The 23,953-nt window shown below is 41.6% G+C and carries 23 protein-coding genes and 1 tRNA gene; 19 read left to right on the forward strand and 5 right to left on the reverse strand.

The genetic code is table 11. The features are described from left to right. Positions 1-65: 65 nt before the first annotated feature. Genes RBR61_RS00380 through RBR61_RS00390 form a run of 3 tightly spaced genes read left to right on the forward strand, consistent with a single transcriptional unit; the run spans position 66 to position 2,818 of the window. A complete protein-coding gene (locus tag RBR61_RS00380; RefSeq protein ID WP_320341535.1) occupies positions 66-1,337 on the forward strand; it encodes a DEAD/DEAH box helicase in 1,272 nt (423 codons plus the stop codon). A gap of 44 nt (positions 1,338-1,381) precedes the next feature. After that, positions 1,382-2,359, forward strand: coding sequence for an argininosuccinate synthase domain-containing protein (locus RBR61_RS00385; RefSeq protein ID WP_320341536.1), 978 nt, complete (start codon positions 1,382-1,384; stop codon positions 2,357-2,359). Positions 2,360-2,401: 42 nt separating this feature from the next. After that, entirely contained in the window at positions 2,402-2,818 is a 417-nt protein-coding gene (locus RBR61_RS00390; RefSeq protein ID WP_320341537.1) for a hypothetical protein, read from the forward strand. Here the strand turns inward: RBR61_RS00390 and RBR61_RS00395 are convergent. After that, positions 2,805-3,050, reverse strand: a complete 246-nt coding sequence (locus RBR61_RS00395) for a hypothetical protein (protein ID WP_320341538.1) — start codon at positions 3,048-3,050, stop codon at positions 2,805-2,807. The two genes, RBR61_RS00390 and RBR61_RS00395, sit on opposite strands and share 14 nt — an antisense overlap. Before the next feature lie 96 nt (positions 3,051-3,146). Between RBR61_RS00395 and RBR61_RS00400 the strand changes: the two genes are divergently transcribed. The 15 genes from RBR61_RS00400 to RBR61_RS00470 all read left to right on the forward strand — a co-directional run bounded on the left by RBR61_RS00400 (position 3,147) and on the right by RBR61_RS00470 (position 18,725). After that, on the forward strand, positions 3,147-4,781 hold the full coding sequence (locus RBR61_RS00400; RefSeq protein ID WP_320341539.1) for a flagellar hook-length control protein FliK: 1,635 nt from the start codon (positions 3,147-3,149) through the stop codon (positions 4,779-4,781). Between the two features lie 60 nt (positions 4,782-4,841). Further along, complete coding sequence (locus tag RBR61_RS00405) at positions 4,842-5,507, forward strand: FlgD immunoglobulin-like domain containing protein (RefSeq protein ID WP_320341540.1); 666 nt, start codon at positions 4,842-4,844, stop codon at positions 5,505-5,507. 18 nt (positions 5,508-5,525) lie between these two features. Beyond that, positions 5,526-6,782, forward strand: coding sequence for a flagellar hook-basal body complex protein (locus tag RBR61_RS00410; RefSeq protein ID WP_320341541.1), 1,257 nt, complete (start codon positions 5,526-5,528; stop codon positions 6,780-6,782). A 148-nt stretch (positions 6,783-6,930) separates the two neighbouring features. Further along, positions 6,931-9,090 (forward strand): flagellar hook protein FlgE, encoded by a 2,160-nt coding sequence (flgE, locus tag RBR61_RS00415; protein ID WP_320341542.1) that lies wholly within the window; start codon positions 6,931-6,933, stop codon positions 9,088-9,090. A gap of 168 nt (positions 9,091-9,258) precedes the next feature. After that, positions 9,259-10,422, forward strand: coding sequence for a formate-dependent phosphoribosylglycinamide formyltransferase (gene purT, locus RBR61_RS00420; RefSeq protein WP_320341543.1), 1,164 nt, complete (start codon positions 9,259-9,261; stop codon positions 10,420-10,422). After that, entirely contained in the window at positions 10,423-11,352 is a 930-nt protein-coding gene (locus RBR61_RS00425) for a D-2-hydroxyacid dehydrogenase (RefSeq protein WP_320341544.1), read from the forward strand. 34 nt (positions 11,353-11,386) lie between these two features. Further along, entirely contained in the window at positions 11,387-11,758 is a 372-nt protein-coding gene (locus tag RBR61_RS00430) for a DedA family protein (RefSeq protein WP_320341545.1), read from the forward strand. A gap of 29 nt (positions 11,759-11,787) precedes the next feature. After that, positions 11,788-14,382, forward strand: a complete 2,595-nt coding sequence (locus tag RBR61_RS00435; protein WP_320341546.1) for an ABC transporter substrate-binding protein — start codon at positions 11,788-11,790, stop codon at positions 14,380-14,382. Beyond that, positions 14,372-15,979: an FAD-dependent oxidoreductase gene (locus RBR61_RS00440; protein WP_320341547.1), complete on the forward strand. Its 1,608-nt coding sequence runs from the start codon at positions 14,372-14,374 to the stop codon at positions 15,977-15,979. Before RBR61_RS00435 ends, RBR61_RS00440 begins: the two co-directional genes overlap by 11 nt. Further along, on the forward strand, positions 15,969-16,679 hold the full coding sequence (locus RBR61_RS00445) for a 2Fe-2S iron-sulfur cluster-binding protein (protein ID WP_320341548.1): 711 nt from the start codon (positions 15,969-15,971) through the stop codon (positions 16,677-16,679). The genes RBR61_RS00440 and RBR61_RS00445 overlap by 11 nt, the downstream gene beginning before the upstream one ends. A 52-nt stretch (positions 16,680-16,731) precedes the next feature. Then, positions 16,732-17,229: a YajQ family cyclic di-GMP-binding protein gene (locus RBR61_RS00450; protein ID WP_320341549.1), complete on the forward strand. Its 498-nt coding sequence runs from the start codon at positions 16,732-16,734 to the stop codon at positions 17,227-17,229. 12 nt (positions 17,230-17,241) lie between these two features. Continuing rightward, the gene (locus RBR61_RS00455) at positions 17,242-17,880 is read left to right on the forward strand and encodes a DNA-binding protein (RefSeq protein ID WP_320341550.1); all 639 of its coding nucleotides are present in this window, start codon (positions 17,242-17,244) and stop codon (positions 17,878-17,880) included. Positions 17,881-17,940: 60 nt separating this feature from the next. After that, positions 17,941-18,028: transfer RNA gene (locus tag RBR61_RS00460), tRNA-Ser, on the forward strand. Positions 18,029-18,070: 42 nt separating this feature from the next. Further along, the gene (locus tag RBR61_RS00465; RefSeq protein WP_320341551.1) at positions 18,071-18,379 is read left to right on the forward strand and encodes a nucleotidyltransferase domain-containing protein; all 309 of its coding nucleotides are present in this window, start codon (positions 18,071-18,073) and stop codon (positions 18,377-18,379) included. Further along, positions 18,372-18,725: a HepT-like ribonuclease domain-containing protein gene (locus tag RBR61_RS00470; protein WP_320341552.1), complete on the forward strand. Its 354-nt coding sequence runs from the start codon at positions 18,372-18,374 to the stop codon at positions 18,723-18,725. Before RBR61_RS00465 ends, RBR61_RS00470 begins: the two co-directional genes overlap by 8 nt. Before the next feature lie 36 nt (positions 18,726-18,761). Here RBR61_RS00470 and RBR61_RS00475 read toward each other — a convergent pair whose 3' ends face one another. Further along, the gene (locus RBR61_RS00475) at positions 18,762-19,166 is read right to left on the reverse strand and encodes a hypothetical protein (RefSeq protein ID WP_320341553.1); all 405 of its coding nucleotides are present in this window, start codon (positions 19,164-19,166) and stop codon (positions 18,762-18,764) included. Between the two features lie 113 nt (positions 19,167-19,279). Between RBR61_RS00475 and RBR61_RS00480 the strand changes: the two genes are divergently transcribed. After that, on the forward strand, positions 19,280-19,759 hold the full coding sequence (locus RBR61_RS00480; RefSeq protein ID WP_320341554.1) for a hypothetical protein: 480 nt from the start codon (positions 19,280-19,282) through the stop codon (positions 19,757-19,759). Here the strand turns inward: RBR61_RS00480 and RBR61_RS00485 are convergent. From RBR61_RS00485 to RBR61_RS00495, 3 genes are read right to left on the reverse strand one after another with little or no spacing between them, the layout of a single operon-like run. Further along, the gene (locus RBR61_RS00485) at positions 19,756-21,681 is read right to left on the reverse strand and encodes a LapD/MoxY N-terminal periplasmic domain-containing protein (RefSeq protein WP_320341555.1); all 1,926 of its coding nucleotides are present in this window, start codon (positions 21,679-21,681) and stop codon (positions 19,756-19,758) included. The two genes, RBR61_RS00480 and RBR61_RS00485, sit on opposite strands and share 4 nt — an antisense overlap. Next, positions 21,678-22,301: a transglutaminase-like cysteine peptidase gene (locus tag RBR61_RS00490; protein ID WP_320341556.1), complete on the reverse strand. Its 624-nt coding sequence runs from the start codon at positions 22,299-22,301 to the stop codon at positions 21,678-21,680. Before RBR61_RS00490 ends, RBR61_RS00485 begins: the two co-directional genes overlap by 4 nt. Before the next feature lie 29 nt (positions 22,302-22,330). Next, positions 22,331-23,830 (reverse strand): DUF4080 domain-containing protein, encoded by a 1,500-nt coding sequence (locus RBR61_RS00495; protein ID WP_320341557.1) that lies wholly within the window; start codon positions 23,828-23,830, stop codon positions 22,331-22,333. Positions 23,831-23,953 lie beyond the last annotated feature (123 nt).

Below are 23,953 nucleotides of genomic sequence, written 5' to 3' on the forward strand. Positions count from 1 at the left end.
TGGTATTATATCTCACATTAGCATAAATTATGCTATTATGTATTAATATTAAATTCAGGAATACAATGTCATTTAGCACGTTAGGTTTATCAGCTCCTTTACTAAAAGCTGTCAAAGAACAAGGGTATAGTGAGCCCACACCCATCCAAAAACAAGCAATCCCGGTCATTTTAAGCAAAAAAGATATTTTAGCAGGCGCTCAAACAGGAACCGGCAAGACCGCAGGTTTTACACTGCCTCTGCTTGAACTACTAAGCAGCACAAAACCCGCAAAGCAAAAACAGAGCATAAGAGCGCTTATTTTAACTCCTACAAGAGAGTTGGCGGCACAGGTCGGCGAGAGCGTCGAGCTTTACGGAAAGTATCTTCCTTTTAAATCGGCGGTTATATTCGGGGGAGTCAAGATAAATCCTCAGTTGGTAAAGCTGAAAAAAGGGGTTGATATAGTTATCGCAACTCCAGGAAGACTTTTGGACCATATATCCCAAAAGAGTATCGACTTAAGAGATGTTGAGTTTCTCATACTCGACGAAGCAGACAGAATGCTCGATATGGGTTTTATAAACGATATCAAAAAGATATTGGCAATTCTTCCAAAACAGAAGCAGACACTTCTCTTTTCTGCTACCTACTCTGATGAGATCAAAAAACTCTCAGACAAACTGCTCAACTCTCCTGTACTAATAGAGGTTGCGCGTCCAAACAGAGCTTCAGAGATCGTAAAACAGATAGTCTACCCTGTTGACAGAGAGCGCAAGCGTGAGCTTTTGACCCATCTTATAAACGAGGGAAAATGGAAGCAGGTTCTAGTTTTTACCAGAACAAAGCATGGAGCCAACCGTCTGAGCGGTCAGCTTGAAAAAGATGGCATAACCGCCGTTGCCATACACGGGAACAAGAGCCAAAACGCAAGAACAAAAGCACTAGCTGATTTTAAAGCGGGCGAGGTGAGAGTTTTGGTCGCGACAGATATTGCGGCAAGAGGAATAGATATTGACCAGCTTCCGCATGTTATAAACTACGAACTTCCAAACGTCTCAGAGGATTATGTCCACAGAATTGGGCGAACAGGACGTGCGGGTAATGAGGGGGAAGCGATCTCTCTTGTCTGCATAGATGAGCAAGAGTACTTGGCAAATATAGAGAAGCTGATAAAAAAAGATATCCAAAAGGTGTGGCTAAAAGATTTCAAGCCTGACCCAAGCATTAAAGCCGAGCCGATAAACAGAGGCGGCAACAGAGGTCAGAGGGGTCAAAAAACTTCAGCTAAACCGCAAAGCAGCAAGTCGCCCCAAGGTTCGTCAAGAGGCTCCTCTGGCAGAAGAAGAGATAAGTAGTGTATAATTCTATAAAATAAACTATCAATTTTAGAAGGAAAAAGATGAAAGCAGTCGCACTATTTAGCGGTGGATTAGATTCAACTTTAGCGATGAAACTTATAATAGACCAGGGAGTGGATGTTGTAGCCCTAAATATCAACACCGGTTTTGGAAGCACTAAAGATCGACTAGAACATATGCAAAATATGTGCGCTCAGGTCGGTGCAGAGCTTAAGATAGTCGATATAGAGAGCGAGTTTTTGCAAGATGTACTTTTTGACCCAAAACATGGTTACGGTAAAAATTTCAACCCGTGCATAGATTGCCATGCAAAGATGTTCGCGGTCGCAAAAAGGGTTATGGAGGCTGAGGGAGCCTCATTTTTAATAAGCGGTGAAGTTTTAGGGCAGCGTCCTATGAGCCAAAATAAGGATGCGCTTCAAACCGTACTGAATGAGAGCAACTGTGAGGGACTGCTGCTTCGCCCGCTCTCCGCAAAGGCGCTGGATCCGACTATTGCTGAGATAGAGGGGTGGGTAGATAGAGAAAAACTTGAAGGCATTAGCGGAAGAAGCCGTGACAGACAGCTCGAACTTGTAAAAGAGATAGGGCTTGAAGACTTTGAAAGCCCAGGTGGAGGCTGTCTTTTGACGGATGAGAACTTTGCAAAGAAGATGTTTGATTTTATAAAATATGACACTTTTGAAGTAAAAGATATACCGGTTATGAAATTTGGGCGTCATCTAAGACTTCCAGACGGCGCGAAGCTGGTTGTGGGAAGAAACAAAGATGAGAACGCACATCTGCAAAATATACAGAATGATAAATATTACCACATAAAAACTATCGGCTTGCCGGGTCCGCACTCTCTTCTTAGCAAAAATGCGACTAAAGAAGACAAAGAGCTTGCGGCAAGAATAATTCTGACATACTGCAAAACCCAAGAGAACAAAACATATACGCTTAGCTTTAACGAAGAGGAGTTAAAAGCGGTGCCGTTTGATTCAAGGGATGAGCTAAAGCCGTATACGATAATGTGATTTTTGGATATACTGTAGAAAATTTTAAATTTGGAGCGATAGATGGCGGGGATACATTTTGGATTTGACAACTTTAGACAACTTCTTGATCTTAGCATAGGATTGGCCGAGAGGCTTGATGAGAACCGTGCCGAGAGTTTTACCCTTTTGTATTGCGACTTTTCGTCGGTTGAAGCTTCTGTTATAAAAAGCTCTTTGGAGCAGATACTTAGAAATTCTGATGCTATTGTACATAACGGTTCAGACTACTTTTTTCTGCTTCCATACACGGACAAATACGGAGCCAGGATCGTTAAAGATATGTTTGAGGAGTTCTTTGCCAGAGATCTAAACAACTCTATGGTAAGTTATCCTGTGGACGGAGAGAGTTCAAGAGCACTTGTTGAAGAGCTTGCAAACAACATAAGCGCCACATACAAAAAAGATCTTAAATGTCTTGAGGATTTCAATCTTTACTAAAACCGTACTCCCTTGAGTTTTTGTAAAACTCAAGGGCTTCTGATATCTTCTGCTCTTTGTAGACCTTTTTATCACACACATACCTGCATTTTATTTTACTGTTGTTTCCGGCCATAACGTTTAGCTCACTCTTTTTTGTCTCATAGGCAGACATATCAAAGCTGTGTCTCTTTGATTCAAAAGGGCTGCCGGCAATCAACAGTATCGGAAATAGTAGTATCTGTAGTTTCATAATCCAAAATTATAGCTATATTTTTTTAATATTTTCAGGTGTGGAATAATTTGTGCTATCTCTTTTAAAAATCTATGATTATAAAGGTGGTGCAAAGTGATACTCTTAGATGGCAAAAGTAAAAACAGCTCATCGTCACCGCTGGCTTTAGTTACTCCCAAAAATGAAAAGGGGATCTCTTTTTCGGATCTTCTAAAGGGCGTTAGTGAAAAGAGAGATACCAAAGGCGTTCAAAACGGCTCTTTAATTCTCTCTCTGGGAGCTGAAGCAAAGAGCGTTAAGCCTCTGCAGGTTGATCTAAAAGCACAAAACAGCATCAGTCTAAAGAGCGGTGATGATTTAACTCTCTTGCAAGATGACGAGGAGCTATCGGCACTCAATCCCAAACTCCTCTCTTCGCTTACAAAAGAGGAGATGAAAGCACTCAGCATAGAAGCAAAAAACTATCTAAAAGAGCAGATACAAAACAGCGACGGTTATAAAAAAGCTCAGATAAAAGAGCTTCCAAAGACTCTTGGCGGACTGGTGGAAGTTGCTAAAAAGTTTGATATAGATATAAGCAAGATAAGTTTTGAGGAGTTAAAGGGCGCAGTTAAAGATAATGCAAACCTAAAAGATGTGCGCTCAGAGATCGTAAAAGAGATCGCATCCGCAAATACTCAAGCTTCTCAAAAAGAGCCGACTCAAGAGACATCCCCAAAAGAGACGGCATTGCAAGCGAATGAAAACTCTAAGAAAGATGCTCATAAGGAAGTACGTCAAGAGATGCCAAAAGAGGCTCTAAAAGAGGCATTGACTCAAACAAAAGAGACGACAACATCATCCAAAAATATAGATTCTAAAGAAAAAGATGCACAAAGAGCAGCTGCAAATGCACAGGCAGCCCAGACTCAAGCTTCCCAAGAGATAAGCAAAGACGAGAAGTTCACACAGGTGCAAAAAGAGGTAAAAGAGACACCTCTGTTTAAGGCGCAAACTCCGCAGCAGCATGCGACAACAGAGCAGATAGTTCAGGTTAAGGCAAACACTGCGCATAATAAAACGGAAGAAAAAACTCCTAAGACAAAAGCGGATGAAACGCTCAAACTTCTTCTTCGTGAAGATAAGCCATCTCTAAACAGTTTGGCGCTTACTGCTGATTTTTCCGTGGCTACCGCCAAAGTGATAGCGCCAAATCCTACACAAGACGGCATTAAAACGCTTGAGCAGCTTCTTGGTGGAGACTCTGCCCCTTCTGAGCAGAGCACTTCTTCTGCAAAAACAGAACAATTGAGTACCCACAAAGCCGATAGTTTTGAAGTTAAGCTAAATGAAGCAAAACAGATGATCAAGTATCTTTCCAACGATGTGAAAAACGCGATCGATGATTACAGATCACCCTTTACAAGAGTTAAGATCCAGTTAAATCCTGCTCACCTCGGAGAGGTTGACCTGACGGTAGTGCAAAGAGGTAAAAACCTGCATGTCAACATCAGCTCAAATAACGTTGCTGTAAATACTTTGGCAATGAATGCAAACGAGTTAAGAGTGCAGCTAAACAACAGTGGAATAAATAATGCTACATTGAATTTCAGTGACGGCTCGCAAAGCGGCGATACCAATGCTGGTGGCGGACATCAGCAGAGACAAAATGAGCAGAGAGCTCATGAAGAGTATAGCTATTTTGAGAACGAAGAGATACACGAAGAGACACTAAGCTCCCTGGAGATCGTGGTCCCTAGATACATATAGATAAAATCTGCCTCTAATGAGACAGGTTTCAAACTTATGAAATAAATTAAGGAGTTAATTATGGCAATTACATCAACAGGCTTAAATGCCGCTACAAATGCGGAGTATACAGCTCCTACAACGGTTGAAGACAAGTCGGTTTTAGGCAAAGACGATTTTATGACCCTTTTGTTGGTTGAGCTTCAAAATCAAGATCCTACAGAGCCAATGGACAGTGAAAAGATATTATCGCAAACCTCACAGCTTGCAACGCTTGAGGCTACTGAAAATACCAATAAAGCACTCTCTGACTTGGCTGCATCGCTGGGTAACTCACAGCAGTTCAGCACGATAGCGGCAATAGGAAAAACGGCTGATACAGGGAGCAATGCAATCGTATTGGACGAGGGAAGCGAGACAACTTTTGAGATATATTTCCCAGATGACATAGAGCAGGGAAGCGTTGAGATACTTGACGTAAACGGAAATATAATAAAAACACTTGACGTAGGCACAAATCCTAAAGGTGTTTACCAATTTACGTGGGACGGAACGGACAAGAGCGGTAACGCGGTAGATAGCGGAATATACTACTCAACCGCTTCATATAAAAATCCAAACGGCGATGATCTTACGACAAGAGTCGGGGCATATCCTATAGAATCAGTTAAGTTTGAGGGCAATGAAGCATACTTTAAAGTAGGCTCAAGTTACATAGCTCTCTCGGACGTAAAAGAGATTTATTAACAATAGAGGTACACCAAGATGATGAGTCAGGCTTTTTATACGGGTATAAACGGGATTAAAGCCCATCAGTACGGGATTGATGTTATCTCCGATAACTTATCGAATATCAGCACTAACGGCTTTCGCGGCTATACGACAGAGTTCTCATCACTTTTTGAAGAGGCTCTGGTTACTGCTTCATCATTCTCAAATGCCGGTAGCGGTGTAGGTATAGGAACAAAATTAAATGCAGTTGCTATGAATGAGAGTCAGGGTGTTTTTAAACTAAGCGACAGAAGTACCGACTTGGCGATCATGGGTGATGGCTGGTTTGGTATTCAAGCAGAAGGCAAGCCTCTCTATACACGTGATGGCGCTTTTACGTTCGATAAAAACAGAGACCTGGTCACAAATGACGGGTACTATGTCCTAGGAACAATGGGAAACAATATAAATGACGGAGTTTTGACACAGCAGCTAGCCGAGGTGGAACTCGGAGCCGTAAATACTCAGCAAAAACTTCAATTTCCAGAAGATCTTATTTTTCCTGTTCAGCCTACGACAGAAGCTAGTTTTTACGGTAATTTGACCGCACTGGATGAGACAAGAGTTATAAGCGCCGGGATCATAGATGCCCAAAACAACAGAAACAATTTAAGACTTGAGTTTACAAAGAGCGTCCCTCAGGTATCTCCCGGGTCACAGTGGGATATAACTGCAACCGTTGAGAATCTAGAGGGCACTGAAGTTTATACAACAAACAGCGGAAGAGTCACTTTTGATGCCGCGGGCGCTCTGCTCACCAACACTCTTACATCAATTAACAACAACGGGACAAATGTAGCGATCAATCTTGGAAGCGGATACGACGGTGTTATAGCTATGGGAGACAAGTTTAGCAGCTCAAGTTCTGCAAACGGTCTTGAGGCAGGTGATCTTCTGGGTTACGACATCAACAAAAATGCCGAAGTGGTAGCTACTTTTTCAAACGGAATGCAGAGCGCGGTCGGAATGATCGCAGTATACCATTTCCAAAACGACAGAGGGCTTGAGCGTATTAACGGTGCAAGGTTTGCTGAGTCGCAAAATAGCGGAAGACCGATATTTTTTCAAGATGAGAACGGCAAAAGTATTATAGGAACCGATATTACAAATTTCAAACTTGAGGGTTCAAACGTCAGGATGGAAGTAGGTCTTACAGAGATAATAGTTATGCAAAGATCGTACGACGCAAACTCAAAATCTATCACGACTGCCGATGAGATGCTCCAAAAAGCATTGAGTATGGATGCATAATAAAGTTGGAACATTAAATGCTAATTATTCTTACTAATAAAAATAATTTCGCCTCTTTCGAGGCAGGCGAGAGTGCCGATACGGCTAGCGCGGTCAAAGGGAGTTCTTCTTGCTTTGGCGTTAACTACTTAATAACAAAGGATTTAAGATGTTAAAATCACTTTTTGCCGGTGTGTCCGGACTACAGTCGCACCAAGTTGCGATGGACGTAGAATCAAATAATATCGCAAACGTAAATACTATAGGTTTTAAATATTCACGTGCAAACTTCTCAGACCTTCTTGCTCAGACCAAGGCGATAGCTACTGCTCCGCAGGGAGAGCTTGGCGGTAAAAACCCGGTACAAGTAGGTCTTGGTGCGAGTGCAAGTTCGGTAACTAAGATATTTGCACAGGGTTCTGTTCAAAACTCAGATAAAAATACCGACGTTGCTATTCAGGGAGACGGATTTTTTATAGTCTCTCCAGATGGCGGAAATACATATAAGTACACACGTTCCGGTGACTTTAAATTTGATGCAGGTGGTAACTTTGTTGATAATAACGGATTTATTGTTCAGGGGTGGTTGAGAGATCCGGTAACAGGGTATGTTGACGCTACAGCGCCTATTACAAATATAAACATACCGCCGGGGCTTACTACTCCTGCATCTCCGACGCAAAACGTCATCATCAAAGCGAATCTAAACTCAGGTCCGCGTGTCGATAACTTTTCTTCTGAATATAGAGTAGAGAGTTATCCGGCGGGAACTGCCATTCCTTCACCTGCTGCGATCGATGAAAACGGAAACCCTATAGAATCTGGCGATATGGGCGTAATGTTCAATGAATCCGGTGAAGCTTTTAATCTTCAGGCAGGTCAGGGTATATGGGCATCATTTGTAGATACAACTACGACTGCTTCTGCGCCTGTTACCGCTAATACAAATCTAGACATTTCATTTGAGCTGGATAATGGTACGATAAAGCAGATAACAAGTACTGCTCCGGGTGGAGAGACTCAGGCTCAAACCGCTTCAAGATTTGTCTCAGCTATCAATGCTCAAACATCGGTAACGGGAATTGAAGCTGTTTATGATGCAGGAACCGGAGAGATAACGCTTACAAACAGCAACTCTAACTCAAATGCTTCTCACAATATTAGAATAAGCGCAGTCGGTGCGCTTGACGGAAGTGGTTTTGTCGTGGGAGATTCAGCTACTACGGCTTATAGATATCAGTATGATCCAACCGGTCCTACGACGGCGGAAGGGTTTGACAAAAAATTCAGAACGATCGCCGATCTTCGCGAAGGTCTAGAAAAAGAGGCTAGAGCAACTGCCGGCGACGGCGACCTTGATGGTCTTTTTGAAAACAATATAGAGATAATCATCAATGAGCAGGGTAAATTTGAACTATCAAATCCGGGCGGTTCTATAGATGGCGATTATGATATAAATCTATCTATTACAGGTATGAATTCAAACAGTATTACCGGTGGCGGACTAACTGAAAATACGAAGTTTACAAGAAGCATGGAAGCGCTTAACGCAACTCTGCCGGCAGGCAGTACCGCAACTGCGTTTTCACAAGGTTTTAATGCGGCGACACACTCAGCAAGTATTGATATCTTTGACTCTTTAGGTTCAAAACACACTTTAAGAACAGAGTTTAGAAAAGTTGCTGTTGATCCTTCTACGGGAAGTACTTGGAATATGAAAATAAGTGTTCCGGAACCCGCTACGATAGATACGATAACTCCATACAACGAAAAAACCGGTTTTATTAGATTTAACAGCGACGGCTCACTGGCTACATATAATCCGCCAAACGTTTCGTTTACGGCGAACAACGGTTCTGCTCCAAATCAGCAGGTTGCAATTGAGCTCGGTACATCAAATGCTTTTGACGGTATGACGAGTTTTGACTCTGCATCATCTACTTCAGGAATAAGCCAAGACGGTTTTACCGGAGGGGATTTGGTTGGTATCAGGATTGACCAGAGCGGTACACTTGTCGGTTCATTCAGTAACGGACGCTCTTTTGGTCTTGCACAGATCGGTATGGCAAAGTTTACTAACAACGAAGGTCTTACGACTGAGGGCGGCAACGTATATATTCAGACTGCAAACTCCGGAGATCCGATCATTGGAACTGCTGCAACGGCAGGACGTGGATTTATGCAAGCAGCTGCACTAGAGGCTTCAAACGTTGACTTGTCACGCTCTTTGACGCAGCTTATCATCATCCAAAGAGGGTATCAGGCGAACGGTAAAACGATTACCACTTCAGATACGCTTCTTGAGACACTTATTGGATTAAAACGATAACTTTTAAATCTATTTTGTTATAATTCCTTTAACTCAACAAAGTAGTTTTAACTCTCTTGCTATACTTACTTAGGCTTCACCTTGGGTGCCCCAAAATCAAAGATTTTGACCCTAAGGTTGCAGAATCGTTCGTATAGCATGTAGTTAAAATATTTACAAGGAATTATTATGCGTTTCTCCGCTCCTCTAAAATCAAACTCAAAAAAAATTATGCTTCTAGGCTCTGGCGAACTCGGCAAGGAAGTTGCAATCGAAGCTCAAAGACTAGGTCTTGAGGTAATAGCCGTCGATAGATACCAAAATGCTCCGGCACATCATGTAGCACACAGAAGCTATGTCGTAAATATGCAAGATAAAGATGCCGTTTTGGAGATCATTCACCGTGAAAAGCCTGACTATATTCTGCCTGAGATAGAGGCTATCAGCATCGATGCTCTTTTTGCGGCAGAAGACAAAGGGTATAACGTTATTCCAAACGCAAGCGCCGTTAGCAAAACGATGAATCGTAAAAATATCCGTACATTTGCGGCTGAAGTTTTAGGTCTAAAAACAGGTCCTTACGAGTTTGTCACAACAAAAGAGGGGTTGAGCGAGGCAGCAGAGCGTCTTGGTTTTCCTTGTGTAATAAAGCCTGTTATGAGCTCTTCGGGGCACGGGCAGAGCGTGGCAAGAAGCGCAGATGACATAGATGCTTCATGGGAGATAGCAAAAGAGGCGCGCGGCGATGCAAGCGAGCTTATAGTAGAGGCTTTTATAGATTTTGATTATGAGATAACGATGCTCACGGCTAGAAACGGCAGCGAGACTGTTTTTTGCGAGCCGATAGGGCATGAGCAGAGAGACGGAGATTATGTATTCTCATGGCAGCCGATGCAGATGAGCCCGCTGGCAAAAGAGCGCTCGCAGGAGATCGCTAAAAAGATAACCGACGGTCTTGGCGGTCGCGGTCTTTTTGGCGTTGAGCTCTTTATCAAAGGCGATGAGGTTTACTTCTCCGAGGTATCTCCTCGTCCTCACGATACCGGGATGGTAACGCTCATCACCCAGTCTCAAAGCGAGTTCGCGCTTCACTTACGTGCCGTTTTGGGTCTTCCTCTTGGCTTTACCTTCTACGGTGAGGGTGCAAGTGCCGCGTTTAAGTCTGAAGTTCACAGTTACGCTCCTGTTATAAGTGTTGATGAGAGCCTCTTTAGCGATAACAGTTTTGTTAGAATCTTTTCAAAGCCCGAAGCGCATAAAGGCAGACGTCTGGCAGTCGCGCTTGTTTTTGATAAGGCCGACAAAGCGCTAGAGAGAGCAAGAGAGCTGATCCAAAACATCAAGGACAGCTAGATGAAGATTGTTATCCTTGATGCGCTAACTTTTGGCGATACATCTCTTAGCGGGTTTTTTAAGCTCGGAGATGTCGATGTTTTTCAGACAACTTCGCCCCAGCAGACACAGGAGCGTATAGCCCATGCGGAAGTTATTGTTACTAACAAGGTTGTTATAACATCTGAGCACATCTCAAACTCTCCCGCTCTAAAACTTATCTGTGTCGCCGCAACGGGTATGAACAATGTGGATTTAGAGGCCGCAAAAAAGAGGGACATTGAGGTAAAGAACGTCTCAGGATACTCGACCGATTCAGTTATTCAACACACTTTTTCTATGCTTTTTTATCTTGTAGGGCATTCCAGATATTATGATGAGTATGTAAAAGAGGGCTCTTACGCAAAAAGCCCTATTTTTACAGATGTATCACAACCGTTTTTTGAGATCAAGGGTAAAAGATGGGGAATCATAGGCTTGGGCGAGATCGGACGCGGTGTTGCAAGGGTGGCAGAGACTTTCGGTGCAGATCTCTGTTACTTCTCAACAAGCGGTAAGAACTCAAGTCAGGATTATGAACAACTAGAACTTGAAGAGCTTTTAAAAACATGCCATATCATCTCCATACACGCACCGCTAAATGAGAAAACCGCAAATCTTCTGGGATATGAAGAGTTGTTAATGTGCACAGAAGGAGCCGTTGTTTTAAACCTAGGACGCGGCGGTATCATAGATGAGGCGGCGGTTGCAAAAATAATCGATGAGAAAAATATCTCTTTTGGACTCGATGTTTTAAGCCGTGAACCGATGGAAGAGAATCATCCGCTCTTAAGTGTGAAAAACCGAGCTAATCTCTACATAACCCCGCACATTGCATGGACAAGCGTTGAAGCAAGGCAGAAGCTTATAGCCGGCGTTATAGAAAATATAAAATCATCAATAAGCAGATAACATAGCAGAGCTTACTCTTTTTCTATCCGCTTTTTTGGCCGCTACCATTTTTCCATTTAGCTCCGAAGTCGCCTTCGTCGCGGCCCTCTCAAGCGGTATGCCTGAGCTAAATGCACTTCTTTTTGCCTCAAGCGGAAATATCCTTGCCATAATATTGAACTACTTTTTGGGCTATCTGCTTTACGAGAAGACAAAGGAAAAACTTTTGGCATCCAAAACCGGGGCAAAAGCTTACGGGTATGGACATAAATACGGCTACTATGCACTTTTTCTCTCATGGCTTCCTGTAATAGGCGATCCTCTCACACTTGTTGCCGGTGTCCTCAGGCTGAGATTTATCTGGTTCGTCTTAATCGCTGGAAGTTTTAGGATAGCAAGGTACTACTTTTTAACTCTTGTGGTATAATCTACCACATTTAAACAGACGGTAATCTTATGAAATATATATTTACTCTTATGCTTATTGCTGCTTCTCTTTGTGCCGCTGCAAAACCTATGCAGAAGGTCTCTTTGCAGCTTCAGTGGCTGGACCAGTTTCAGTTTGCGGGATACTATATGGCAAAAGAGAAGGGTTTTTATGCAGACGCCGGCTTTGATGTAGAGATAAAAAAGTTCACCAATGAAACAGATGTTGTCGGTGACGTTTTAAGCGGAAAAACGACATACGGCATAGGGCGCTCAAGCCTTATCTGGAACTATGCCAGAGGAAAAGAGATCTCTCTTTTGAGCGCAATATTTCAATCTTCACCCCTCACACTCATAGCACTGAAAACCTCAAATATAGAGAACATAAAAGATTTTAGCGGCAAAAAGATCATGATAACAGAGGATGCCGTTGAGACAGCATCCGTCCATGCCATGATAAAGTCTTCAAAAATAGATGAAAAAAGCATTGAGTTTAAAAGACATACTTTTGATATTGAAGACCTGATCGGCAAAAAGGTGGATCTCTATGCTGGTTACATCTCGAACGAGCCTTATCTGCTTCAAGAAAAAGGTATAAAATATAAGCTCTTTTCTCCAAAGGAGAGAGGTTTTGATTTCTACAGCGATCTACTTTTTACTTCGCAAGATTATGCGCGTAAAAATCCACAAAGCGTCAATAGTTTTAACAAGGCATCCATAAAGGGATGGGAGTACGCTTTTAAAAATATAGATGAGACGGTTGAACTAATATATAAAAAGTATAACCCGACAAACAAGACGAGAGCAGCTTTGATGTTTGAAGCATTTGAGTTGAAAAAGCTTGCATACATAAAAGATATCCCATTTGGAAGCGTTAGAAAGAGCAAGATAGAGAGGATACTCGATATATACAGGTTGATGGGGCTTGTAGAATCGGAAGTAGATATGAGTGAGCTTATATTTAGCAGCAGGGATGTGTTCTTAACCAAAGAGGAGAAGGAGTATCTTAGAAAAAAGCAAGAGGTGAGTGTCTGTGCGATATCATCAATGCTGCCTCTTAGCGATCTCGAGCATGGGGAGTTCATAGGTGTGGCTGCCGATATTTTAAAACTTACAAAAGAGAATATCAACGTAGAGTATAGGTTTATAAAAAGCAGCGGCTGGGAAGAGGCTATGCAGAAGGTATCAAACAAAGAGTGCGACATTCTGCCTATGTCCGTGCCAAAAAGAGAAGATAAAGATATAAGATATACCACTTTTTACCACCATGAACCGCTTGTTATCGTAACAAGAAAATCGCAAAACTATATAGTAGATGTAGACAGTACCATAGATAAAGAGTTTGTCGTAGCAAGTGGAAACCCTTTTGTAAGAGACCTCAAAAAGAAGCATCCGTGGATAAAGCTAAATTATGTAGACTCTTTAAAAGATGGTTTTAGAGCGGTAGAGAGAGGAAAATATTACGGATATATAGACACCCTTATAAGTACGGCATACGCTTTTAAGAACAGCTCTAACGGACATCTGAGAATCTCAGGTCAGTTTGATGATAAGATCGGTATCTCTTTTGGAGTAAGAGGCGATGATGCGACACTTTTTAACATTTATGAAAAGCTATCAAGAAACCTTAAGCATCCCGATGTGCATAACTATTTTAACAACTGGGTGTCGGTGAACTATGTGAACAGCGTAAAGTTTGAGTATTTAAAAGAGACACTTTTTCTGGTTCTTGTAGTGATCTTTATATTTTTCTACCGTCAGCATATTTTTAAGAAGAAAAACAGTGAGCTTGAAGAGCTTAAAGACAAACTGCTAGAGCTTAATCAAACGCTTGAGCTTAAGATATCGGACGCGGTAAACGAGATGCAGAAAAAAGATACATATCTGCTCCATAAATCGCGTTTGGCTCAGATCGGAGAGATAGTCAGCATGATCGCTCATCAGTGGAAACAGCCTCTTAGCACCATATCTGCTCTTAACATATCCATGATCATGGCAATAGAGCTTGAACAGTATGATCTTTCTGATGAAAAACAGAGAAAAGAGTTTTTGGATTTCTTGGACAAAAAGCTTAAAAAGATCGAGTTCTATACAAATAACATGGGGCAGATCATAACCGATTTCAGCGATTTCTACAGACCGAACAAACATCAGGAAGAGTGTACGTTAAACGACCCTGTTTTTCAGGTCTACTGGCTGCTTGAGGGGAGCTTGGCATCTGAAAACATAGACCTCTCTTTAGAACTCGGCTCCACAAGCAGAGTCAAGCTTTTTAAAAATGAGTTTGTACAGGTCTTGGTAAATATTATAAACAATGCAAGAGAGCAGTTCAACGAAAAAGGGATAGAGGATGCCCAGATCTCTATAAAGAGTTACGATATAGACGGTGTTGCGGTAATGGAGATAAGTGACAACGCCGGAGGGATAGATGAGAAGATAATAGATAAGATATTTGACCCCTACTTCTCGACAAAGTTTGATAAAAACGGTACGGGATTGGGTCTGCATATGTCGAAAAATATCATAAAGCAGCACAAGGACGGCAAGCTGTACGTCGAAAATATTCAAGGCGGGGCGAAATTTATAATCGAAGTAGGTATAAGCGAGGATAAGGATGAAGAGTAGAGTAGTAGTTGTCGGAGCTGGAGGAGCAGGGCTTGTCGCCGCTTTAAATGCTCACGAAAACGGCGCAGATGTAGTTTTGGTTACAAAAGAGTATCCTACAAGGAGTCAGACATGCATGGCTCAAGGCGGGATAAATGCCGTTTTGCATGAAGCAGACGGTGACAGCGTGGAGATGCATATTCAAAACACGCTTAAATCGGCAAACGCTCTGGCTGATGAGAGCGCGGTCAGGTATATGTGCCAAGAGGCGCCAAAAGCTGTCGCATGGCTTGATAGCATAGGTGTTCCTTTTAGCAGAACGCCAAATTCCAAGATCGCTCAAAGAAAGCTCGGCGGTGCATATGCTGCACGTGCTTGTTACGCTCAGGACTATACGGGTCTGAAGATCCTTCACACGCTTTACGACAGATGTCTGGCAGAGGGGATAGAGATATTAAATGAGAGATATCTGCTGGAGCTTTTAAGCCAGAGTGATGAGAGCGGTAAAAAATATATACGCGGCGTGAGTCTGCTTAATAAAAGAAGCGGCGAGGTGGAGATATTGGAGGCTTCTAGCGTTGTTCTGGCAACTGGCGGGTACAGCAGGGTCTACAATACCTACTCCACAAACTCGCTATCTTCCACGGGTGATGGAGTTGCTGCAGCACTGCGTGCGGGGGCAAGAGTGAGCGATATGGAGTTTGTGCAGTTTCATCCAACGGCGCTAAAAGGCTCATCAATCCTTGTCTCCGAGAGTGCAAGAGGTGCGGGCGGGCATCTTTTAAACTCAAAGGGCGAGAGGTTTGTAGATGAGCTTCTGCCGCGCGACGAGGTCTCAAAAGCAATTCATGACGAGATACAAAAAGGTGAGGAGATATACCTTGACATCCGCCATTTGGGTTCGGAGTTTATAGAAAAAGAGCTTCCTCAAGAGGCAAAACTTGCAAAACTTTATGAGAATGTTGATCCCTCACAAGACCTTATCCCTATAAAACCAGCAGCGCACTACACCATGGGCGGCATAGAGGTGGACGCTTACTCCTCTACATCTATCGAGGGGCTCTTTGCAGCCGGCGAGTGTGCGAACCACAGAGTCCACGGAGCAAACAGGCTTGGTGGAAACTCTCTTTTGGAGCTTGTAGTATTTGGCAAACAGGCCGGAGAAAACGCTGCTAAATATGCAAAAGAGAACTCAAAAGAGAGAACTTTTGAAAAAACAAAAGAGTTTTTTGAGAACGAGATCGCAGATATAAAAAGATACACGAACGAGATAAATTTTTATGAGAAGCAAGCACTTTTAGGCGAGCTTTTTTATAAAAATGTAGGAATAAAGAGAGACAAAGAGGCACTGCAAGAGACTCTCAAAGAGGTGCAAGAGATGAAAAGTGCTCTGCCTAAGATGGGTGTTAGCGATAAAACAAAAGAGTACAACACGAATCTTGTAGAGTTTTTGGAGTTTAAAAATATGCTCACGGTTGCCGAGACGATCCTGCTTAGTGCTATAAGCAGGGAGGAGAGCAGAGGTGCGCACTTTAGAGTAGATTTTCCTCAAGCAGATGAAAAATATAGAGCGCATACGATCGTAGATGCAGAGGGGATGGTGAGCTATGAAAATTAATATTCAAAGAGATAGCGTTGTGACGTATGATGTGGATATGCAAGGTGCGACTCTTTTAGAGGTGTTAAATGAGATAAAAAGAGCACAAGACCCATCCCTTGCTTATAGCAGCGGTTGCAGAAGCGGTGTGTGCGGAAGCTGTGCTCTTAGAGTAAACGGACGCGAGGTCTTGGCGTGTTCACATCACGCAAAAGACGGCGACTTGGTAGAGCCGCTTCGTAACACGCCTGTTCTTCGTGATCTCGTCGTTGACATGGAGAAGGCTTACTCATTTAACGCAAAGGCAAAAGCGTGGCAGAGTTCACTTGCCAAAGGCTTAGAGCTCTCAGAGGAGAATCAGCATATAAACGAACTTCAAAGCGACTGCATACTGTGTGCTTCTTGTTATAGCGCTTGCCCTGTATATGCAGTAAATAGCGAATTTTTAGGACCGTTCTCACTAACAAGAGTTTGGCGCTATGTTAGCGATAAAAGGGAGTCAGATCCAAAAGAGAAGATAGACGGAGTGCAGACAAACGGTGTCTGGGACTGTACTTTGTGCAATGAGTGCACACTTGTCTGCCCGCAGGGGATCTCAAGCAAGGCAGATATTGAAAAACTAAGAGCAAAAAGCTCAATATTGGGTTATATGGATCCAAGTTTTGGTAATTTTGGCGGAGGGTTCGGCGGCGGCTTTAATGACGGCAGCCCGGTTTTTTAAAACAGCTAACAATATGTTATAATCTGCCATTATGTTATAAGGGGTTATAAAGATGGCAAAAGAACACTCGTTTGATATCAGCGCAAAGATCGATATGCAGAACTTTAAAAATGCTATAAATCTTGTGGACAAAGAGGTTGCAAACCGTTACGATTTTAAGGGAACGGCGTACGAGGTAAACTACAGAGAGAAAGACAAACTTTTAGTGCTGGTTGCTTCAAGCGATAACAAACTAGAGGCACTTAAAGACATTGTTATAGCTAAGCTTTTAAAACAAAACCTCTCCTCAAAAGTGCTAGAAGAGCTAAAGACGGAAGACTCAAGCGGCAATAACAGAAAGGTCACTTTTAAAATAGTTGACTATATTGAGTCAAAAGAGGCTAAAAAAATCGCAGCAGAGATAAAAAACCTCAAGCTTAAAGTCACTGCCCAGATAGAGGGCGACTCTATAAGGGTCAAAGGCAAAAATCTTGACGACCTGCAAAAAGTCATTAGAGAGATCAGAGCTATGGAGTGGGAAGCCCCGCTTGTTTTTGAAAATATGAGATAGAGGGAGCATTTTATGATAAAACTAACTATTTCAGATGCCGCAGAAAAACTTGGAGTCTCAAAAGAGGCGATCCATAACCGTATTAGAAGAGGCTCGCTTGAGAGTGTTATGGAGGATGGCGTAAAGTTCGTTTTGATTAGCAAAAACAAAAGCTCAAACACTCAGCCCGTAAGAACTTCTGCAAAAAAAACTGCACCGCAATCGGATGAGAGGTACTATAAGTTTTTAGAGGAGCAGAATGCAAAACTCCAGCAAAAGGTTGAGACACTACAGAGCGAGACAAGAACTCTAAGAGACCAAAAAGAGCAGATGCTTATAGAAGAGAGAAGAAAGATAGAGCAGATATACAAGGATAAAGATGAGCAGTTAAAAAGCATCATAAACGCTATCTCTTCAAAGTTTATTCTAAATGCTCCGCAGGAGCCTCTTGAAGCGGAGATAGAGCACATTCAAAAAGAGGATACGGCAGAGGAGAAAAGACTTGTTCCTCTTGGAAAATATCTAAAGAGCAAAAACTTCTCAAAGAAGAAGAGAGCAAAGATAAAAGATGAGTTCAAAGCAAGAGCGCAGAATGATCCAAGGGTCATTGAGATAGACAAAAAGTACTATATCGATCTGCAAAAATATGACTACAGTGATTTTTCTCTCTAAAAAAGAGTCTCTTTAGAGCTCCCCTTAAGGGTTTTGAGGGTAAAATTGCACCTCCTAAACGGACAGCTGGCCGAGTGGTCGAAGGCGCACGCCTGGAACGCGTGTATAGGGCAACCTATCGAGGGTTCGAATCCCTCGCTGTCCACCACATAAAAAAACATCCAAAAAATAACTATGGTATAATCTTGGCATGAATAAAGAATCAATAATTAATTATTTAACTAATGTTAAAGATGTTTACGCACAAGAGGGTTTCTTGATAAAAGCGCTTTTTGGTTCATACTCTCGTGATGAAGCAGATGCTGATAGCGATGTGGATATTCTTGTAGAAGCCACGCCTAAATTTGCCAGTAAGTACGGTTTTGGCGCAATAAAACGTATCAAAGAGATACAAGCTGAGATAAGCAAGGCTATAGGGTTGCCTGTTGATCTTGCGGATATAACAGGTATGAGCAAGACAGGCAAAAAATTTATTATAGACAGAGCTATATATGTCTAAAGAGTCTATTAGCAAAGTATATTTGATACTTGAAAAAATAGAGTATATTGAAGAGATAGTTAAAAACAGCGGAAACATTACCAGAGCGTTAGAAGACCAAGTAACTAGCAGACCCGCAATCCTGATGCACCTCACAGCGATAGCAGAACAGTTTAACAAGCTTAAGAGAGAACATGCGGATGATATTTTAAGTGCTTTTGACAATAACGATGTCAAGGGTATGTATGATGTCAGAACTTACATAGCACATGATTATGAAGGTGTTAACCTAGCGATAATCGAGTGGATCATAAGAGAAGGTCTGCCTAAGTTTAAAAAGCAGTGCAAAGCCATTATAAAAGAGTAACAGTGTTACCTATGTGTTACCTTTTTAATCTTTTACTCAATCATCCAAGTTGTAACCCATCAATACGCTAATTTTCTCATCTATGATATCTATATTTTCACTATTGTCGCAACCGTGAGTTAGAGCAAATTTTAAAAGGTAGTCTGTTTCGGCATCATGTATCTTTGTGTCAAGAAAAAGCGTATTTGGAGCGTTCAGCTTTTGCATAGACCCTTCTCTCATGCCAAAGAGCTTATCTACCGACACTTCAACAATCCCCAGCTCTTCTATCTTTTTTTGATTATCCTGATACTCTTGGGAGTTTTTATATGCACTTGTCTCGACTCTTGTTGTCTCTTTTTTTATCTCTTTTATATACTTATATTTGTCCTGAAAAACAAGAAACATACCTGCACTAAAAAGTCCTATTGAAATGGCTATCAATACTATTAATACTTCCATATCGTTACTTTCCTTTTTCTCAATTTTGACGATTATATCTTTGTATGATTAATGAGGGCTTGTTTTAATAGGTTTTATTTTTTGTTGGGTATAATAACTAAAAAAGTGGTACGATGGAAACAGAGTTTATTATAAAAGCGATTATCGGACTCATTATAGTTTTGGCTGTTTTAATCTTTTTACTTTTTTTAGAGCCTAGCAGAGATGCAAAGAGCGAGCCAAAACGCCAAGTGGCGACAGAGGTACAAAAAGAGAGCAAAGATGAGAGCAAAGAAGAGGCCTCCTCTTCTGTAAACACTGATCTGTTTCATCTGGTCAATATCATAAAAAACAGAAGATCAAATGAGGATACTCTCTCAGAAGCGCTTGAGCTTATTATAAAACATCACGGAAAAGTTCATAAAAAGCTCGGTCTTAGACCTCATCCCGATTTTGATACATATATAGACATTTTATTTACTATATGCAGACATCCAAACGCCAACAAAGATATGATAATAACTTTTGACAGAGAGCTTGAGAGGCTCAATCCAGAGTATAAAAAAGAGATAAACGAGGCGATAGCAAAAGGTCTAAACTCCAGAGGATTTTAATCCAGCTCCAGAGTCTCCGTGACCTCCCCCTGCACTATATAGATACCTTTTTCTTTTAGCATCTCAAGTGTCTCTATATCACTCACCCCTACCGCAATAAGCGATATTCCGACACTGTCGGTTATCAGCCTCAGAGATGATATGGACTGATCACTCTGCGTCAAGAAGTAGCTGCTCTCCGCTTTTATGTATGAAGGTCTAAGATCCTGCAGATACTGGTAATCTTCACTCTCTCCGATAAACTCAAATATACCTATATCTATGCTGTACCTTCTAAAGAGCTCTATATACTCTCTGATGTTTTTAGAGTCCTGACGGACAAGTCTGTCAGGAAGTTCAATTATAAGTTTGAACGGAAGCATAGCCGCATTTGCGCGAAGAAGTTCGCTTATGCTGTGGTAAGTCTCCTGTTTTTCTAAGTACTCTTGAGGTAGTCTGAGTGAGTATGTCGAAGCACTAAGGAGAGTAAGAGAGTCGTTAAAGAGCATGGTTACTATTTTTTTGTAAATGTCGCAGCTGAGACCTGACTGTATAGCAGGAGCCATAAATTGGGCATAGCCGTAAGAGCTGTTTTTGTCTAAAACAAGATGTATGCTTAGGACATTATGCACCAATTTTTTGTTTTTTGTATCTATTACGCCCCATGAAACAAAAATAAATCTGTTCTTCTCTATGGCGTTTTTGATTATAAGTTTCCAAGCCTCCTTACCCATAACTTCAACGGCAGTGTCCGCTTTTTCAAGATGTATATGTTCACGATTAAATTTTGCCTGTGCCAATGCATTGTCTGAGCGTGAAAAGAGTTCGGAAATAGTGTCTTTATGATTGTACTCGTAGATCCCTATATATGTCAAAGTCTCATGCTGGTCAAGCCCTGCGGAGTCTATGGCGTTAAAGCAGCTTTTTTGTATGTTTTTTGCAAGATCGATGGCATCGCTGCCCAAGTAACCTGGTAGAAATATAGAGAATTCAGTACCGTTGATTCTTGCAACAATGGAGTCGTTTATATCTTTTGTGCTTTTTCTAAAGACCTCCGCAACCGCTATGAGCAGTTTGTCTACCTGCTGATGACCTATCTTTTCATTGGCTTCGATTATCCCTCCAAAGGCTACGATCATGTTTACGCCTTTCTCATAAGGGGAGTCGACTTTAAGGTATGCCGGAAGTCTGTCGATAAGGTATTTACGATTTTTCAGCTGAGTGTTCTCATCCGTGTATTCAAGCTCTTTGTGTGCTTTTAACTCCTCATTTCCTTTGTCGAACATTGCTTTTACTTTTGAGACCATGTTGTTCATACCGAGAACTACATCTGCAAGTTCTTTGGTGTAAGGGATGTTCTCTTGGATAATAAACTCATTTTTTGTGATCGCTGATGCCTGTTTTTGAACCTCTTTGAGAGGTCTGAGAATAGCATGCAGCAATAGATTAAGAGCAGCAAGAGATAGTAAGGCAATAACACCAAAAGAGATCAGCAAGTCCATAAGGATTGAGTAAAGCTGTTTATATGCGTATGTCGAGTCGCTTTGAACTTGCAGAATCCCGACCTGGCTCCAGCCTGCAGAGACATTGGCAAAAGCGATCGGAGCTTTAAGTGTTACTAGTTCTATAAACCATTCGGGAACGATCACGATATCACTCTCAATAACTCTCTCATAAAGAAGATTTTTCTCAACATCAACAAGTGCTATTTTACGGTAGTTTCCGCTGTCAAAATTTGCATTTATCATGGTAGACATCATTGAGAGATCACCGTTGGCGCCGCCAAGTGAGAGACTAAGAGAGGTAGCCGTGTTTTTGGCATCTTCATAGAGCCTCTCCTCAACGCCTCTGTTTACGCTTTGAAAGTTCAGTACCAATACGGTTGTAAGAATGATAAGTAAAAATAGTGATAATAATAAGGCTGTCTGTTTGTAGAGTGTCATATCTTTTTCCTTTGCATGTTGAGCTTTAGCTCATCCCATTTTTTGTGTGATTTTTCATTTTTTTTATCTGCTTCATCGAGAACATCACCGTTAAAGTTATAGATAGGGGTCAGATCCTTTCTCTGTGATGCGGGAAATATTTTGCGGTTATAGTTGTCTAAAACAAGCGGTTCGCTTTTTGGTGTTTCAAAGTAGGTCAGAACCATATGCGGCTCTTTAAATTTTGTAGAACGGACATAGCTAAAGAAGAGTTTTTTGTAATCTACCCCGAGATATTTTAGAGCAAAATATTTGCTGATCACATAGTCCTCGCAATCCCCTCTGTCTTTACCCAAAAACTCCCAAGGCGTAGCCCAGTAATCGCTTTTGCCGTAGACTTTCATGTCGCTGGAGTATCTGACCTCGTTAAAAAAATCGTTTACGGCCTCAAGTTTTTCGAGGTCCGTTTTGTCCCTTACGCTATCGAGAGTATCTTGAAGCAGAGCGAATCTCTTTTTTGCATATATTTTATATTTGTTGTTTATCTCTTTAAGAAGAGAATCTTCTACGTACGGCTCTTGCGCATGGGTTGCGTGTGCAAACAGCAGCGATAATATTAAAAGCACTTTTAGTTTAAACATGCGATGATTATATCCAAAAATCTCTGATATTACTGCTGTCTTTTATTGAAACCGGACGTGCCTTCTCTATTTTTTATGCTTATAGTTTGGGCATATCTCTTTAGGTAGCTCGGAGTTGCTCTGCCTTTTATTTTCATCATATCTTCAAGCATATTTTTTGCAACAAACTCCTCATCTATTTTTCTTATTTCACAAAGATATTTGAACAGAAGTTCACCGAGCCTCTGCAAAGAGATCTGCCATGTGGAATCGGTTTGAGAGTATATCCAGATGCTAAAATCGTAAAAGTTTTGAAACACGCTCCCATCTTGCCAGATCAGTTTTACGCTACGCTTAAAGTTGCCGCTGTTGTAGGTAAGGTCCCAAAATCTTGCAAATCTTTTCATTATCTGTATATCCATAAACGAGAGCGTGGATGTCTGAAGCACGTCGTATGGCGGTATGTCACTATATACCATCTCGCATTCTATGTCGTGGCGATTTATATATGTGCCTGAGAGTTTTTTAAGAATCCCTATCTGTATCTCGCTATCGCTCAACTTTACCAGCTCATCCAGATTGGCTCCAAAGCTCTCAAGTGTCTCGCCCGGCAGTCCTACTATAAGGTCAAGATGCATATGTGCATGGGTTCTCTCTTGCAAAAAACCGATATTCTCTTTTATCTTCTCAATTTTCAAAGGTCTTGAAATGTTTGCGGCGATCTGCGGGTTGAGAGTCTGTATACCTATCTCAAGCTGCAGTGCACCCTCCGGAAAGAGGGCTATTTTTGCCTTGAGTGAGTCTGGAAAATGGTCCGGTACTACTTCAAAATGGGCAAAATAAGGAGGCTCTTTTGCCAAAAAAAAGTCCAGCAGTCTGTTGGCGGTCTTAATATTTAGGTTAAAGGTTCTATCTATAAATTTAAACGCTCTGGCACCTCTTTGCCAAAGAATCTCAAACTCCTCTAATAGTCTCTCAAGGTCAAACGCTCTTACCTTCTCATCCATGGAAGAGAGACAGAACTCGCACTCAAACGGGCATCCGCGCGACGCTTCGACATAGATATACCTGTTTTTTATATCATCATCCGTATAAAATTTATATGGGAGCTCTATTTTTTTAAGAGAGGGCATGCTCATTTTAACAACTCTCTCATCTGCAGAGTTGTTAAAAATCTTAACGCAGAGTTCATAAAACGCTATATCGCCCTCACCCTGAATAATAAAGTCTGCACTCTCCAGATCTACCCTAAACGGCTCATGCGAGACCTCAGGTCCTCCCAATATTATCTTTGTTTGCGGAGATACTTTTTTGATGATGTGAATAAGCTCGCTTACATAAGTGACATTCCATATATACACACCGATACCTATGATGTCAGGTTGATGTACAAGAAGCTTCTCTGCGATGCTCTGGAGCGCATCATTGATGCTGAACTCCAGGATCATAGCATCATCTTGGAGCTCTTTTAAGTTGGCATAGAGATATCTAAGCGCAATTGATGTATGCGTGAATCTTGAGTTAAGAGTTGTAAGTATGATTTTTTTCATAAGGGAAGTTTAGCATAATTATCCACCCCTAAAGGGGGGAGGAAGGAATGGATAATAAAATAATTTATAGGTTGTATTGTCTCAAAAATGAAAGGGGTTGAACATAATTGAGATGCACAATTA

It is taken from the genome of Sulfurimonas sp., assembly GCF_034005705.1.
Classification (GTDB): domain Bacteria; phylum Campylobacterota; class Campylobacteria; order Campylobacterales; family Sulfurimonadaceae; genus Sulfurimonas.